Origin of the sequence: Paraclostridium dentum (assembly GCF_048568265.1) — a bacterium.
Classification (GTDB): domain Bacteria; phylum Bacillota; class Clostridia; order Peptostreptococcales; family Peptostreptococcaceae; genus Paraclostridium; species Paraclostridium dentum.
In genome coordinates, this window is the sequence record NZ_CP183813.1 from 1,897,475 (window position 1) to 1,915,075 (window position 17,601).

Here is a 17,601-nt window from a genome sequence, read left to right on the forward strand (position 1 = left end):
AACAATCTTAGTTTGTAAAATTTATAATAATACATTTGAATTTTTTGTATTTTTCACAATTTTAACAAATATTTTAAAATTTCTGTTAAAATATTATTAAATATAGTATTGGGGGTATTTCAATGGGTATATCAGTTAGAGATGCGTTAAAGCTCGATATTTTTAAAGATAGCAAAGTAATAGCTGGCCATAAAGGTTTAGATAGAATTATCAATAGAGTATCTGTTTTTGATTGTCCTATAGAAGTTAATAGGGATAAATTAGTCTTGAAAGAAGGTGATTTTTTTATAAGTAATTTTTTCCCATTTAAAGATGATGAAGATTATGCTTTATATGCGTTAAAATTTATAGATTCATGTGGATGTGCTTGTTTTTGCATAACAAATGAATATTTAAACAGTTTTACACAAAAACTAATAGAAGTTTGAAATGATATTAATTTTCCTATAGTTACTATAGACTATACTACTTCCTATGGTGATGTAATGAATGAAATTATGTCACTTATATTAGAAAAACAAAAAAACATTATACTAGAAATGAGAATATCTTCACTACTAGAAAGCAATTTATCTAATAGCGATATCCACAATACATTAAAATCTATAAATTATTCTTTTTTAAAATATGTAACTGCCATATACTGTTATTCAGAAAATATAAATGATAGCTGGAATAAAAATTTAATAGATTTGTTATCAAAAAATAAGGCAACTACATGTTTACCATTTAAGAATGGTTTATTGCTATTAATAACTTACAATAGTATATCCAAATCCGAGTTAAACAAAATGTTAGATTTTTATATTAATCATATAAAATATAATATTAATGATTCTATAATAGGAATTAGTGATAATTACATACCTATAGCATCCTGTAAAAATGCAATAAATCAAGCATTAATTTCTTCTAGTTCTTACTCAATATCTAACGAAAAAATAATTAAATATAATTCACTAGGTATATATTCATTGCTTATGTGCTGTAAAGACTTAGATGAGGCTAAAGAACTATATTCCAATATAATGAAACCTATTTTAGACTATGATAAAGCAAATAAATCCTTCCTTTTAGAAACTCTAATAAGCTTCGTCAACCATGATGGCGATTATAAAAAAGTTTCTAGTGAATTATTTCAGCATGAAAATACAATTCGATACAGAATTTTAAAGGTTAAATCAATATTAAATCTAGATAAATCAAATATTGAGTTTTATGAAAAAATTTCAATAGGTGTGAAACTTCATAGGATATATAATATATAAAAAAGAGCTGTTTCATTTATGAAACAGCTCTTTTTATTTAATTTAAAACCCTACCGGTATCCCTAAACTCATCCATACTACAAATAGTAATGTCCAAGCTATTAAAAATGTCATAGAATATGGTAACATCAACGATATAACCGTACCAATTCCCGTATCTTTCTTATATGATTGCATAAATACTATAACCATCGCAAAGTAACTCATAAGCGGAGATATTATATTTGTAGAACTATCTGCGATTCTATATGCAGTTTGCACTACATCTGCACCTATTCCAAGTTTTAAAAACATTGGTATAAATACAGGAGCCATTATAGCCCACTTAGCTGATGCAGATCCCATAAACAGATTTATAAATCCTGTTATTATTATAAATCCAACAAGTAATGGTATTGAACCTATATTTATAGACTGTAAGAACTCTGCTCCTCTTACGGCAATTATAGTTCCTAAATTTGTATATTCAAAGTATTTTATAAATTGAGCTGCAACGAATGCTAAACATAAGTATCCACCCATTGAGCTCATTGCTTTACTCATATGTGCTGCAACTTCTTTTTCATTTTTTACAGTTTTAGCAATTTTACCGTAAACCACTGATGGTACAAAGAACAATAATGCTATTATTGGTATTAGACCATTCATTAAAGTTGAGTGATCAACTATAGAATCTAGGAAACTTGCTTTATCTAGGTTTCTTAAAAATGAATTAGGCATTGCAACAAGAATAACTAACCCAATTACCATAAATAATAAAGTAAAGTTTGCAGCTTTCATTGCTTTAGCTTCTTCAGGTTTTATAGTTTGTAAGTCACTAGCTCTTGACATTCCAGCTGAATCTTTTGCCATTTTAGAATCATATTTACCTAATTTAGGTTCTATAATTTTTGTAGTTATTATAGTCCCTAATATTGTTATTAAAAATGTAGATGCTACCATAAAGAAATAGTTCGCAGTTGCACTTATACTAACTGTAGGATCAAGTATGTGTGCTGCCTCATTTGTTATTCCTGCAAGCATAGGATCTACTGTCCCAATTAATAAGTTTGCACTAAATCCTCCTGAAACTCCAGCAAATGCTGCTGCTATTCCTGCAAGCGGATGCCTTCCATAAGCCATAAAAACTAAAGCTCCAAGTGGAATTAATATAACATATCCTGCATCTGATGCCATATTTGACATTATTCCTAAGAAAACCATAGTTGGAACTATTAATTTTGATGGTGTTACACTAACTATTTTTTTAAGTAATGTTCCTATATACCCTGAACTTTCAGCTAGTCCTATTCCTAACATTCCAACTAAAACAACTCCAAGTGGTGCAAATGAAGTGAAGTTTGTTACAGCATTTTCTAACATGTATTTAAAACCTTCACCATTTAATAAACTAACTGCTGTTATAGTTTGTTTCTCTACTTCCATTGTTTCTCTATTTATAAGTTCGGCTGTTACACTTAACCCCATACTAGCTGCTATTGCAGATATAATAGCGATTGCAACACAAAGCATTGCAAATAAAGTAACTGGATGTGGTAATTTATTACCTATGTACTCTATCCCATCTAGAGACTTCATCAAAAAACTCTTTTTTTCTTTAACTGCTGATTTACTCATATTACGCCCCCTTTATTTTTTTATGTATTATTCTTTTTTTATAATAGTATCACATTGTTATATTAAAAACAATATAATTTTCCAAATATTCTTTATTTTTACAATATTTTATTTTTTAAAAACAAATTATCTCATTTTTATACATTTTTAAATTTCTAAAATATCAAAATTCAAATATAATTTTAAATAGCATAAAAAAGCGACCTTTAAACAAGGTCGCTTTTTTATATTAATATTCTATTTTATATTTTCTACTATTCCAGTTAGTATATTGTTTAACTCGTCACTTATATCATCAACACCATTGTGTGTTATATTAACAATTTCCTTAGTCATTGGAAGTTCTCCTAAAAGTTTTAAGTTCATTTCTTTTAAGAATTCTTCTGTTTCTTCTCCATCAAATAACTTTATCTTTTTATCACAATCTGGACATTGAATATAACTCATATTTTCAACAACACCTAATACTTTTATATTAAGCATCTTAGCCATATTTACAGCTTTTGCCACTATCATAGATATCATATCTTGAGGAACCGAAACCATAACAACTCCATTTAAAGGTATGTTTTGCATTACTGTAAGTGGAACATCTCCTGTCCCTGGAGGCATATCTATTAATAGATAATCTAGTTCTTCCCACATTACATCTTTATAAAACTGTTTTACTGTGTTGCTAATTATAGGTCCTTTCCATACTATAGCTTGATTTTCTTCTCCAACCATAAAGTTTATCGACATTGTCTTTATGTTATCTTTAGTTACTATAGGATATATATCTTTTCCATTTGGTGAAGTTGCTCTTTCATCTTGAACTCCCATAAGTCTTGGAATACTTGGACCTGTTATATCTGCATCTAATATACCAACCTTATATCCCATTTTATTTAATTTTTTTGCAATAAGAGCTGTTACAGTAGATTTTCCAACTCCACCTTTTCCACTCATTACGCCTATTATATTTTTTATTTTATTATTAGGATTATTTTCTATTGTACAAGTTTCTTGCTTATTACAATTTCCTTTAGATGGACATGAATTACAATTTCCCATTTACGTTACCTCTCTTTTCTTTTGTCTACTTTATTAATTATAGTAAAATATGTATAAAATCATACACATTAAAGATCTTAATTTAATTATAAATCAAACTATTCTCAATTAATATATACCCCACATAAAAATAATAAATCACAAATAAAAAAAATTATTATATTTTAAAAATTTATTATATTCACAATAAATTCATAAAACTTTCTAATATCTTCACAATATTTAATACTTTCTTCACTTATCCAATCATCACGTCTTATTGAACTTTGATTTGCACTTCCTGGCTGAAAAACATTAGCTATACAGCCTACCCTTACTTTATTTTCACTAGAAATGCTCCAATTATATTTATGTCTTTCATCTATATTTTTAATATAATCATTGACTTGTTCTATAAGGTCCTTATAAACTATACCAGCGCCATCTAGTAATAGATTCTCTAAAGTTCCTTTACTTTCATTATCAGGAAAGAAATAATTATATAAATTAATTTTTTCTCCTTTTATATTTATTTCTTCATCTAAAAAATCTTGTTTACATATAATCATGTCTTTTTTCTTATCTTTAAATTTTTCATTAAATGTGTCTTTAGCTATCTTTTGGTCTGCATCAAAAATTGCACATATACTCTTTATCTGGTTTAACTCAGATTTGCTCATATTACTAATATATAAATCAATTTCTTTTATAAGTCTTCCTTCTCCATTTGTACAAATAATTACAATTATAACTTTCTGATTTGTAAAATATGATGGTATCGGTACATATCTTTCAATTCTATCTTTAACAAAAGGGTATGTTCTAGGTATTTTTCTTTTCCATATTTCAGGTAGATTATCTATACTTCTAATTTCTTTAAAACCATTCAGATCTAGAATCTTAGCTACACAGTTAGCATCATGAACTCCTTCTACGAAAAATAAAATATTTTTCATCATCTCACATCCTGACCTAATATAGTTCTTATATCTTTTAGTTTACTACCTGAAAATCTAGTTGTGTACGCATATTCATTTACAGATTCTATTCTAAAACAAGCTAAATCATCTATCTTATTTTCTATTCCATCGATCATTGAATCAATAACTTCTAAACTATGAGTAGTACAAATAAGCTGAACTTTATATTCTATACATGCTTTTACAAACCAATCAAAAACTTCTTTTATCATGTCTTTGTATATAGCCGTCTCTATTTCGTCTATAAGTAATATACCACCTTTTGAACTAATTATAGCTGATGCTAATGTTATTACTTTTTTTACCCCATCTCCAAAGCTAGATAATGGCATTAGTTTAAACTTTTTGTGATTTACATATATGGCTGACGTATTCATGTGCTCATTTGGTAAAACTTCAAACCCTATTATATTTTCATCAAACTTTCTAAGTAATTCAATTATCTTATCTTTGTCTCCATCTTTTATAATTTCTATAGTTGTATTTAATGAATTTTCTCTAAAATGGTCATAGGGCGTTATGTATACCATTTTTATAGTCTTATAACTTCCACTAAATCTTAATTGTTTATTTTCTTGAATATATATTTCTTTATTAACTAATTGTTGGTTATTCTGCTTAAGACTTACTACCCCTTCAAAAACCTTACTTTCAAAGTTCCTTTCCATATCATTGAAATCAATTATATCACTTAAGTTTCCTTGTATTTTAAATTCATGTTCACATTGATTTATAATTGAATCAATATGTATACTCCTATTTTCATTTTGACCTTTAGGAAACATCTCTAAAAAGAGTTCAAATTTAGATACATTATTACTATCTCTTTTAGCTGCATTGACTAACATATTTCTTACACTATCTGGATTCTCTAACAGTGATATAGCTTCTAAAATAGAAGTTTTACCACTGTTGTTATCACCAACAATTATATTTATTGTAAGCAAATCTTCTAATTCTAAGTCTTTTACACCTCTGAAATTCTTAATATTTAAGTAACTTAAATAATTCATTTAACCACATCTCTCTTTTTATATAATCTAATAAATTATATAAATTTATATTACTTAATATAACTTAAATACATAGTTTCTAAGTTTTAAATATTAAATAACAAAATTAAAGGGAGCAATTTAAATCACTCCCTTTTTATTATTATTAAATTATATAAATAAGTTTAATCCAGAATCTTCAGCTGCTCCTAAGTATGCTGCAACTCCACCTAAATCTACGCCATCTATAAGTTCCTCTTTTTTAATTCCCATTAAATCCATACTCATAGAACAAGCAACTAGTTTAACACCCATATTTATAGCATTATTTATTAATGTATCGATATCATCAACATTATGCTTTTTCATTATTTCATTTATCATTTTTGGCCCCATTCCGCCCATGTTCATCTTTGATAAAGGAAGTTTATTTGTGTTGCTTGGTAACATCATATCAAACATTTTTTCCATAGTATCTTTTTGAACTTTTACTTTTTCTTTTCTCTTTAATACATTAAGTCCCCAGAATGTGAAAAACATTGTAACTTCTTTACCCATTGATGCTGCACCTGTAGCTATTATAAATGATGCTATAGCCTTATCTAAATCTCCACTAAATACTACCATTGTTGCTCCATCTTTTCCAACTTGATTAGTTAAAGAGCATGAAGCTTTTGCATTAACAGGATTTTCTCCTTTTTGTATATATGCTACATAAGCTTTTTTATCTTTATTAAACTCAGCTTTTAATAATGAGTTTCCTGTTGTTTCACACCATGCTTTTATATCTTTACTAAAAGCAACATCACTTGCTTTTACTTCTATTATATCTCCGCTTTCCATCTTTGAAACTTCTTCAAAAACTCTTCTTATTGGCCCTGGGCATTGAAGTCCACAAGCATCTAATTTAATATTTGCTTTTATATTATCATTCATAACTGCAACCTCTTCATTTATTAACTGATTATTTTCATTAAATTCAACATTATTTTTTTGATTTTCAACAGCTTTTTTAGCTCTTTTTATAGACGAGTAAGTCTTAATTCCACCATCTATATTAAAACATTTATATCCTCTTTGTGTTAATATTCTGCAAGCAATATATCCTCTTAATCCAACTTGGCAAGTAACATAAATATTTTTATCCTTTGGTATTTCATCTATTCTTTTTCTTAATGACCCAAGAGGTATATTAATAGAACCTTCAATCATTCCTGTTGCTAACTCAAACTCATCCCTTACATCTAAAACTATATCTCCTCTATCTAAAATTTCGTCAACCTCATGATATTGTATAGTTTTTATATCCCCTTCTATGATATTTGATGCATAATATCCTAGCATATTAACAGGGTCTTTAGCTGAATTATATGGGGGTGCATAACATGGTTCTACATCTTGTAAGTCAAATACAGTTAAATTAGCCTTTATTGCAGTAGCTAAGATATCTATGCGTTTTTCTACACCTTCAATACCTACACCTTGAGCTCCATATATTTTACCTGTCTTTTTATCAAATATCATTTTATAAGCTATAGGAAATGCTCCTGGATAGTATCCAGCACTTGAGTTTGGGTGAATATGCACAACTTCATAATCTATTCCTAGTCTCTTCAATATTTTTTCATTATTTCCAGTTGTAGCTACTGTATAATCAAATATCTTTGCTACAGATGATCCTAATGTTCCTTTATATTTAATGCTTTTCCCACATATATTGTCAGCAACTAATCTTCCCTGTCTGTTAGCTGGCCACGCTAATGGTATCATTGTAGGTTTTCTGTTTACAAAGTCTAGAATTTCTACAGCATCACCTAATGCATATATATTCTCATCTGAAGTTTTCATATATTCATCAACAACTATAGCTCCTCTTTCATTTAGTTTTAATCCTGCATCTTTAGCTATTGATGTTTCAGGTCTAACTCCTATAGATAAAATTATTAAATCTGTTTCTATTTCTTTGCCACTGTTTAATGCTACTATTTTACCATTGTTTTTGAATTCTTTTACCCCATCATCTAAAATTAAATTTATACCATTATCTATTAAATGCTCGTGTATAGTGCTTACCATTTCTACATCAAGAGGCGCCATAACTTGAGAACTAGCTTCAACTAGAGTTACATCTATACCTCTTTCAACCAAGTTTTCAGCCATTTCTATGCCAATAAATCCTCCACCTATTACAACAGCATTTTTAGTGCTATCTTTATCTACATAAGCCTTTATTTTGTCTGTATCAGGTATATTTCTTAATGTAAATAAATTATTACAATCATTTATTCCACTTATAGGAGGTTTTATCGGACTTGCCCCTGGGGATAAAACCAATACATCATAACTTTCATCATATGTTTCTCCTGTTTTATGATTTTTAACAGTTACTTTTTTATTTTCTTTATCTATTTCAATAACTTCACTTAAATTTCTTATATCCATATTAAATTTATCACTCATAACTTCAACAGTTTGAACTATAAGCTTTTCTCTTTCTGTTATAATCTCGCCTATATAATATGGAAGTCCACAGTTTGCAAAAGATATATATTCACCTTTTTCAAACATAATTATTTCAAAATCTTCCTCTAACCTTCTAAGCCTTGCAGCTGTTGATGCCCCACCTGCAACTCCACCTACTACTATAACTTTTTTAGACATATTAAAATCTCCTTTTTATTTTATATTCACCAATGTATATATTATTTTTTGTTAAAGTAATAACTTTAGTTTTTATAATTTTATAATTTATAATTTTATAATTTATAATTTTATTATATTTAAAATAGGAGTATAGTTCTGTGACTTTATCACATATAAAACCAAATAAAAAAAGACTTGAGAGCTTTAAATACTCTCAAGTCTTTTTTTATTTTATACTCAATTATTTGTTTTCTTGATAATTTTTGTTGTATCCTTGATTATTATTATTGTTATTGTTATATCCTTGGTTGTTATTATTGTTAAAGTTTATTTGTTTTCCTGGTATTATAGTAGATACTGCATGCTTATATATAAGATTTTGCTGCTTGTTTTCTCCTTCTAATAATACTATGTAGCTATCAAATCCCTTAACGTGCCCCTTAACTTGAACTCCATTCATTAAAAATATTGTTACAGGTATTCTTTCTTTTCTTGCATTATTTAAGAATAAGTCCTGTAAGTTTAATACTGTATTTTTCATTAGATTAATACCCTCCAAAATGATTTATCAAATTTATTATATATATTATATTCTATATTACACAACATTTACCTTTTTTTCAATATAACTAATTACATCGTCTAAAAGTATTTTTTCATCATTGTAGTTATCTAAATCAAACCACTTAGCATTTTCATATCTCCTAAACCATGTTAGTTGTCTTTTAGCATACCTTCTTGAATCCCTTTTTATTATTTCTATGGCTTCTTCATAAGTGTATTCATTATTTAGATATTTAATTATTTCTTTGTAGCCTATTCCTTGCATAGATACTAGATCACTTGAGTACCCCATATTTAAAAGAGTTTTAACTTCATCCTCAAGACCTTGGCTTATCATTATGTCAACTCGTTTGTTAATCCTTCTATATAGATGTTCTCTATCTCTATTTAAAACTATTATTATTGGTTCATACTTTTCATTTAATTTTAAATCATTGCTAAAGTCACTCATTTTTTTGCCACTCATACAAACTTCAATGGCTCTTATAACTCTTTTTGTGTTATTTTTATGGATTCTATTTGCAGCTTCTTCATCAAGAGACTTTAACTTTTCATACATGTAGTCGATTCCATTTTCTTCAAGCTCTACTCTTAATGTTTCTCTTAACTCATTGTCTGCATCTGATTTTGCAAAATCCATACTATATATAAGAGAATTTAAATAAAGGCCTGTCCCACCAGTTACAAGCGGTGATTTTCCATTTTTTACAATTTGATTTATATAATCATTAGCTCTTTCTTGAAATTCAGATACAGAAAAACTATAGTCCGGAGTAACCTCATCTATTAAATAATGTTTTACTCCATTCATCTCATCTTCTGTAACTTTTGCACTTCCCACATCCATATATTTATATATTTGCATAGAATCTGCTGATATTATTTCCATATTCATTTTTTTAGCTAATTGTATTGATAAGTTTGTTTTTCCAACTGCAGTTGGCCCTGTCAGTATGACTAAAGGTATCTTTTTCATCTGCTCCCCTTCTTTCTTACATAATTCGTTTAAACATTTTTTCAATCTCAGTTTTTGATATTTCTACAAATATCGGTCTACCATGAGGTCATGTAAAAGGGTTTTTACACATTTCAATTTGATTTAATAAACTGTTTATTTCTTCATCGTATATACTATCATTAGCTTTTATAGCTGCTTTACAAGCCATCGATGCGAATTTTTCACCTTTTAACTCATAATTATTTTTTATTTCATCTATGTTATCAATTATATCTAAAACAAATTTTTCAGATTCCGGTGTTCCAAATATAGTAGGTACACATCTTATCATTATATGATTTTTACCAAATATCTCTATTTCAAAACCAAATTTCATAAATAAATCTATATTATTTTCAACTTGTAGCATATCTGTCGTTGCTAATTCTAAAACAATTGGATCTAATAACATTTGCATGTTAATATCCATATTGTAAAATTTATCCATATATTTTTCAAATAACACTCTTTCATGTGCTGCATGTTGGTCTAGCAAGTACATATGACTTCCTTTTTGAAGTATTATATATGTTTTAAATATAGTACCTATAACTATATATTCATTTAATGAAAATTTATTTTTATCACTATTACGAAACTCTACTTGTTCATTTTTTTCTGTATATACACTTTCAGATTCTTTTATTAAACTTTCACTAATTATAGGTTTGTTCTTTAAAGTATCATATTCATTACTTTTTAAACTTTTATTTTCTTCTTTTTTTTCTAATTCTACTAAATCATTAAAACTATAAACTTTATTCAAATCTATTGTCTCATCTATTAATACAATTTCATCTTTATCGCTTTTGTTTATTTTATTATTTAAATCTTTAGTATTAATGTTCTTTTCCAATTCTTTTCTTTCGTCTAACTCTTCAAATGTATATGTCTGACTTTTATATTCTTTCTCTAAGTTGTTTAATATGCCTTGATTTATATTTTCTGAGCTAATTTGATTTTTATTATGAGTCAAACTGTTATCCAAATTATTAACCTTTTTTAAATCTCTATTTTCAACATTATCATAAGTTTCATATTTTCCTATCAAGTTAGACCTAATTAATGACTTTCTTATATACTCTTTAAGTTCTACATATATTTGTTGTTCATTTTCAAACTTCAACTCTAATTTTGTAGGATGTATATTTACATCTATTTTAGATGGGTTTATTTCTATATTTAAAAAACAAACTGCATGTTTATTTATAGGTATTAAAGATTTATAACCTTCACTTATAGCATCTAATATAATTTTACTTTTAACATAACGTTTATTTATATATATATGTTGAAGGTTTTTATTAGCTCTATAAACATTATTGTTTCCGATATATCCACTTACCTTAAAAAACTGACTTTCATGATTTAACTCTATTAAATTTTCAGTTATATCTTTTCCATAAATACTTCTTATAGTGTTTATAAGCTTACCATCCCCAGGGGAATTTAACATAGTTTTTTTATTATTTATATATTTAATACTAACCTTAGGATTACCTATAACTAGCTTGTTTATTAAATCACTAATATTTATAGTTTCTGCATGCGTTGATTTCAGAAACTTTTGTCTAACAGGAGTGTTAAAAAATAAATCCTTAGCTATAATCGTGGTTCCATTATTAGTTCCTATTGGTTCTTTTGATATAATTTTTCCGCCTTCTACTGTAATTTTAGTTCCTACTGGCTCATCTTTATGCTTTGTAATCATTTCAATTTTAGCAACTGATGCAATAGATGCTAAAGCTTCTCCTCTAAATCCTAAAGAGTATAGATCATATAAATCATCTATTTGTTTTATCTTACTAGTTGCATGTCTTAAAAAACTTTTTTCAACTTCGCTAGATTCAATTCCATTTCCATTATCAGTTATTCTAATTAATTTTTTACCACCATCTTCTATTTCAACTATAATTTTAGAACTTTGAGCATCTATCGAATTTTCAACCAGTTCTTTAACTACAGAAGATGGTCTCTCTACAACCTCACCAGCTTGCAGTTGATTTATAGTAACTTCATCTAATATATTAATTCGAGCCATATATTCACCTCATTTCATAGATAAAAATTCATATATTTTTAATAAATCCTATTTAATTGACTTATTTAGCCTTTTTAGCCTTATTTTGTAGGCTATATAAAGCATTCATCGCATCTAATGGAGTCATATTTAAAATATCTAATTTTTTAATTTCTTCCACTAAGCTTTCATCATAAACAGAACCAAAAGATATTTGAGTAACTGCAACCTCATCTTCTACAGCATTTTCTTTAAGTTCTTTATTTTCTTTTCTAAGCTTATTTATTTCACTTTTTAGCTTTCCTATATTCAAATTATAGTCATTTTCTTTAATACTTATATTTTCTTTGAAACTTTCATATTCATTTTGCAAAGTTTCGTATACTTTTATATTTATCTGATTTTCATTACTTTCTAATTTTTCTTTAATATTAATAGCAGTGCTTAAATCTTGTTGAATATGGTTTTTCTCTAAATCTTTTAATATTTCCTTTGATCTAGTAATAACTTTTTGTGGAAGCTTTGCAAGTTCTGCTACATATATACCATAACTCTTATCAGCTCCACCTTCTATTATTTTTCTTAAAAATACAATTCCATCATTGTTTTCTTGAACTGCTACAGAATAGTTTTTAACGTCATAAAACTCATCTTCTAATTCTACTAACTCATGATAGTGTGTAGCAAATAAAGTCTTACATTTTATATTTGCCTGAATATATTCAACTATAGACCAAGCTAAACTAATTCCATCATAAGTACTAGTGCCTCGTCCTATTTCATCTAATATAACTAAACTTTTATCTGTTGCATTTTTAAGTATTTGAGAAACTTCAGTCATTTCAACCATAAAAGTAGACTGCCCTTGAGCTAAATCATCACTAGCTCCTACTCTCGTAAATATTCTATCTAAAATAGGTATATTAGCATATTCTGCTGGAACAAATGATCCTATGTGACCCATCAATGCTATTACTGCAGTTTGTCTCATATAAGTAGATTTACCAGCCATGTTTGGACCTGTAATTATATTTATAATATTTTCACCTTGATTTAAATACGTGTCATTAGGCACAAAATTTTCTTCTCCAACTATACTTTCAACAACAGGATGACGTCCATTTTTTATATCTAATTTATTACTTTCATTAATTATAGGCTTTACATAATTATTTATATAAGCAACAGTTGCTAATGATACAAATACATCTATATTAGCTATTATCTTTGCAACTGATTGAATTCTATCTATATTTTTATATATGTTGTTTCTTATATTTACAAAAATCTCATACTCTAAATTTTTAATTTTATCTTCTGCATTTAAAATTTTATCTTCTATTTCTTTTAATTCACTAGTTATATATCTTTCCGCATTACTTAATGTTTGCTTTCTGATATATGTTTCATCTATATTTGCATTAGCTAAATTTGCTTTTGTTATTTCTATATAATATCCAAATACTTTGTTAAATCCTACTTTTAAAGATTTAACTCCCGTTTTTTCTTTTTCTCTATTTTCTATTTCCTTTATCATAAAGGCACCATTTTTAGATATATCTCTCAAAGAATTTAGTTCATCGTTAAATTCAGATTTAATTATATTTCCATCCTTTATTGTTATTGATGGATCTTCAAGTATTGCACTATCTATCAAATCATATATATCATTTAGATCATCCATATCTGAAATGTATCTTTTAAGAATGCTTGCATTTGATAAATTTATAATTTTTTTAAGTTCTGGTAATTTTTCTATAGAATTTTTTAAATGTATCATTTCTTTAGGTGTAACTTTTTCAAATGCAATTTTCCCACAAATTCTTTCTATATCATATACATTTTTCAGAGTTTCAATTAGGTCTTCCCTTAACATAAAGTCATCTTTTAACTCTTCAATAACATTAAGTCTTTTTTCAATTCGTAGTTTATTTACCAGCGGTTCTTCTACATATTTTCTAAGCATTCTTCCACCCATGGCAGTAGATGTTTTATCTAAAACATGAAGAAGTGATCCCTTCTTTGCATTTCCTCTTATAGTAGATGTTAATTCTAAGTTACTTCTTGTAAACATATCTAAAACCATATACTCTTGTGAGTTATATATATTTATATTATTTATATTAGAAGTTATTTGTTTTTGGGTATTGTAAATATAATTTAATATAATGCATAAACTAGATGATATAAGTCCGAACTCATCTAATTTTAAGTTTTTTAAATACTCAGTTGAAAAATATTTATTTAATATGTTTTCATCTAAATAACTTTCATCAAAATTTTCATTTATATATATATTACTTAAAGTAGCTATATTTCTTATTTTTTCAACTGTATTTAAATCATTTGCGATTATCTCAGTAGGATGAATTTTAGCTATTTCTTCTACTAATTTTTCTTCATTTAAATATGTTGCATTAACTTCTCCTGTACTTATGTCTGTATATGAAATACCTATTTTATCACCATCAGTGTACATGGCCAATAGATAATTATTTTTCTTATTCTCTAATAAAGCTCCTTCAAGTACTGTACCTGGAGTTATTACTCTTACTACATCTCTCTTTACTATTCCTTTTGAAGCATTTACATCTTCAACTTGTTCACATATTGCTACTTTATATCCGTTTTCAACTAATTTTGATATATAGTTTTGTGAAGAATGAAATGGTATCCCACACATAGGTGCTCTTTCATCCATACCACATTCTCTTCCTGTAAGTGCTATTTCTAAAGTTTTCGAAGCTACTATCGCATCTTCAAAAAACATTTCATAAAAATCTCCAAGCCTAAAAAACATTATGCAATCATTATATCTATTTTTAACTTCAAAGTACTGTCTCATCATAGGAGTTAATTTACTTCTATCTATATTCATACTCTTTGCCTCCTTTACATTCTACATATTATATCATATTTGGGTGTTTATACTTATATCTATATTCATATCTTTTCAATTTTTAAATTAGCTATATAATATATCACCATTTATAAATATTTGTCATATAATCTATTATAGTAAATTTTAATATAGGTATTAAATAAATTTCAACTTTATTTTATCTTTTAATTTACTATATAAAATAATTATAAGAGAGGTAATATTTATGGGTTTATGGTGTAAATCAAATAAAAAATGCGGATTTAAAAAACCTAATAAATGTAAAAAATATTACTATAATTGCAACAACTCTTCATGTGGTAACAACAATAATTCAAATATCACTCCTTGCAGTGGTAAAAAACCTGTAAGTTCTACAAACCATTATAAAAGTTATACATGCTTAGATGGAAAAGATTATTTTGTTGTAAATGAAAACTTCTATGATAATTACTATGAAAAATGTAACCACTACTATATAACTGATTGCAATCATATAACTGATCATTACTATGAATATAATGTATATCATTATGATACAAAGGATACTCACGATGAAAAGTATGTTTGCAAAGATGTAGATAAGATAGATCCAGATAATAATTGTGTAGAAAAAAATAATGGTTGTTCAGAAAAAGAAAATTGTGATTGCCACTGTGGATGTAACTGCGATTATTGCAAAAAGCATAGAGAAAACGGCAGTTGCTAGTTAAATAAAAATACTATTTCCCCTAGTGTTTTTGTTTCTAGGGGAGATAATTTTTACCTCTTATATATTATTTTTATAAAGCAAACAAACCTATTCAAATGAATAGGTTTGTTTGCTTTTATTCTTTATTTCCATTTATAAGCATAAAAAATGTTGTTGCATTTTTACTAGTACTAAACTCATCCGTATCTTTATATTTATCAATAAATTCATTTGTTATTCCTACGAAGTCAATATCTCCATTTTCATATAAATTTATATCAGCTGATCCTTCTTTTACAATTTTCGTGTTTACAGACTCTAATTTAACACTATTTTTATCCCAGTAATTTTGATTTTTATTCATTATATAAACATCATCTAATTTCCATTTAGTTAAAGTAAATGGGCCATTATATAATGTAGATTCTTTAGTTGTTCCATATTTATCCCCTTGATTTTCTACAAACTTTTCATTTTGTGGGAAAAATACTGGAAATGCCATCAACCTGTCAAAATAACTAACAGGTCTATTAAGTTTTATTTCTAAGGTATAATCATCTAATGCTTTAACACCTACGCCTTTAGCTTCTTTATTTTTTCCTATATTGTAATCTTGAGCTCCAATAATATCATACATTATAAATCCATATTGAGACGCAGTTTCTGGATTTAAGGTTCTTTTAAAAGCATATTCAAAGTCATTAGCAGTTACTTTATCTCCATTGCTCCACTTAGAGTCTTCTCTTAAATTAAAAGTCCAAGTTTTCTTATCTTCTGATGCTTCCCAACTCTTAGCAATACCTTCAACTACCTTACCATCATTGTCTACCCTTACAAGGCCTTCCATAACATTATTTGCAGCACTAAATGATAATGAATCTGTAGATCTACTCATATCTAAAGAAGGTATATCTGAAGTACTTGTTAAATTTAATTCATTTTTTCCTTCTGCACTTGCCCACTTATAAGCGTATTTTGCTCCGTATGGAATTATAGTTATTCCATCTACATAAGGTTTTTGTATATAAGCACTACTACTTTGAAAAAGAGGCATTATAAATGCATCACTCAATAAAAGTTCTTCTGCTTTAGAATATTTTTTCCAACTATCGTTAATATTTGTTGAAGTTTTTCCTTCTTCTATCAAAGAATTATATTCTTTACTATCATATCCACTATTTACTCCAAATTTTCCAGTAGTAGTAAACGTCTCTAAAAATGTTAATGGATCTGGATAATCAGCAACCCAAGAGCTATAAACTAAATCATAATCTCCTTGTGCTTCTAATTGTTGCTTTTGCTTAAATGGGACTTGCTTTATCTCTACTGTCATTCCATCTAGATTTTTTTGTAATTGACTTTGAAAAAATTCTCCTACTCTCTTACTACTTTCAACGTCTGATGTTAAAACTTCTATTGTAACTTTATCAAAATTCAATTCCTTCTTTGCTTTTTCCCAATGTTCTTTTGCTTCTTTCAAATCATATCCACTTCCCATATTACCAGCGATTTCTCTATAATCTTTACCTTCATCATTTATAGCTAACCCCTCTGGTGTATAATAATTTACTGGGTTTGATCCATTGTTCAAAATTACACTAGTTATTTCACTTTTATCAACCGCCATAGATATTGCAAGTCTTGCATCTTTATTTTTCAATAATTCACTAGAATTTATAACTTTATCCTTTTCTTGACTGCTACATCCTGCTAAGATTGATGTACTCATTAATGTAATCAGTGTCATTGTCGATACATATTTTTTTAATATCATCTAAATCCCTCCAGTTTAATATATTTTATTAACAAATAAGCTATTAGTTACATAATTTTAATCACCATTTTCTTTCAATATAATCCATCTTTAAATTAAAATAAAAAAGAAAGTGAATAGTTTTACCCTTCACTTTCTTTTT

General features: G+C 27.1%; 12 protein-coding genes and 1 pseudogene. 3 read left to right on the forward strand and 10 right to left on the reverse strand.

Going from position 1 to position 17,601, the window contains the following annotated elements:
* Positions 1 to 122 precede the first annotated feature (122 nt).
* Both ACN6I1_RS08650 and ACN6I1_RS08655 read left to right on the forward strand, forming a co-directional pair.
* Positions 123 to 428 carry a PucR family transcriptional regulator ligand-binding domain-containing protein gene (locus ACN6I1_RS08650; protein ID WP_021431102.1) on the forward strand — a complete coding sequence of 102 codons (306 nt, stop codon included), beginning with the start codon at positions 123 to 125 and terminating at the stop codon, positions 426 to 428.
* A 57-nt stretch (positions 429 to 485) separates the two neighbouring features.
* Positions 486 to 1,268 carry a PucR family transcriptional regulator gene (locus ACN6I1_RS08655; RefSeq protein ID WP_419741636.1) on the forward strand — a complete coding sequence of 261 codons (783 nt, stop codon included), beginning with the start codon at positions 486 to 488 and terminating at the stop codon, positions 1,266 to 1,268.
* A 42-nt stretch (positions 1,269 to 1,310) separates the two neighbouring features.
* On the opposite strand, the gene ACN6I1_RS08660 is transcribed toward ACN6I1_RS08655, so the two are convergent.
* The 9 genes and pseudogenes from ACN6I1_RS08660 to mutS all read right to left on the reverse strand — a co-directional run bounded on the left by ACN6I1_RS08660 (position 1,311) and on the right by mutS (position 14,991).
* A complete protein-coding gene (locus tag ACN6I1_RS08660; protein WP_419741637.1) occupies positions 1,311 to 2,885 on the reverse strand; it encodes an AbgT family transporter in 1,575 nt (524 codons plus the stop codon).
* A 237-nt stretch (positions 2,886 to 3,122) separates the two neighbouring features.
* Positions 3,123 to 3,938: an Mrp/NBP35 family ATP-binding protein gene (locus tag ACN6I1_RS08665; RefSeq protein WP_025161868.1), complete on the reverse strand. Its 816-nt coding sequence runs from the start codon at positions 3,936 to 3,938 to the stop codon at positions 3,123 to 3,125.
* A gap of 164 nt (positions 3,939 to 4,102) precedes the next feature.
* Positions 4,103 to 4,873, reverse strand: coding sequence for a DUF3226 domain-containing protein (locus tag ACN6I1_RS08670; RefSeq protein WP_419741638.1), 771 nt, complete (start codon positions 4,871 to 4,873; stop codon positions 4,103 to 4,105).
* Positions 4,873 to 5,910 (reverse strand): AAA family ATPase, encoded by a 1,038-nt coding sequence (locus tag ACN6I1_RS08675; RefSeq protein WP_419741639.1) that lies wholly within the window; start codon positions 5,908 to 5,910, stop codon positions 4,873 to 4,875. The genes ACN6I1_RS08670 and ACN6I1_RS08675 overlap by 1 nt, the downstream gene beginning before the upstream one ends.
* A 150-nt stretch (positions 5,911 to 6,060) precedes the next feature.
* A complete protein-coding gene (cdr, locus tag ACN6I1_RS08680; RefSeq protein WP_419741640.1) occupies positions 6,061 to 8,550 on the reverse strand; it encodes a CoA-disulfide reductase in 2,490 nt (829 codons plus the stop codon).
* A 223-nt stretch (positions 8,551 to 8,773) separates the two neighbouring features.
* Positions 8,774 to 9,073: an RNA chaperone Hfq gene (gene hfq, locus ACN6I1_RS08685; RefSeq protein ID WP_021433361.1), complete on the reverse strand. Its 300-nt coding sequence runs from the start codon at positions 9,071 to 9,073 to the stop codon at positions 8,774 to 8,776.
* 57 nt (positions 9,074 to 9,130) lie between these two features.
* A complete protein-coding gene (gene miaA, locus ACN6I1_RS08690) occupies positions 9,131 to 10,072 on the reverse strand; it encodes a tRNA (adenosine(37)-N6)-dimethylallyltransferase MiaA (protein WP_419741641.1) in 942 nt (313 codons plus the stop codon).
* 16 nt (positions 10,073 to 10,088) lie between these two features.
* A pseudogene (gene mutL / locus ACN6I1_RS08695) lies at positions 10,089 to 12,134 on the reverse strand (DNA mismatch repair endonuclease MutL).
* Between the two features lie 61 nt (positions 12,135 to 12,195).
* Positions 12,196 to 14,991 (reverse strand): DNA mismatch repair protein MutS, encoded by a 2,796-nt coding sequence (gene mutS, locus ACN6I1_RS08700; RefSeq protein WP_419741642.1) that lies wholly within the window; start codon positions 14,989 to 14,991, stop codon positions 12,196 to 12,198.
* 229 nt (positions 14,992 to 15,220) lie between these two features.
* Here mutS and ACN6I1_RS08705 point away from each other — a divergent pair, with 229 nt between their 5' ends.
* Positions 15,221 to 15,703: a hypothetical protein gene (locus tag ACN6I1_RS08705; RefSeq protein WP_419741643.1), complete on the forward strand. Its 483-nt coding sequence runs from the start codon at positions 15,221 to 15,223 to the stop codon at positions 15,701 to 15,703.
* A gap of 118 nt (positions 15,704 to 15,821) precedes the next feature.
* Here the strand turns inward: ACN6I1_RS08705 and ACN6I1_RS08710 are convergent, their stop codons facing one another.
* Entirely contained in the window at positions 15,822 to 17,459 is a 1,638-nt protein-coding gene (locus tag ACN6I1_RS08710; protein ID WP_419741644.1) for an ABC transporter substrate-binding protein, read from the reverse strand.
* Between the last annotated feature and the right edge of the window lie 142 nt (positions 17,460 to 17,601).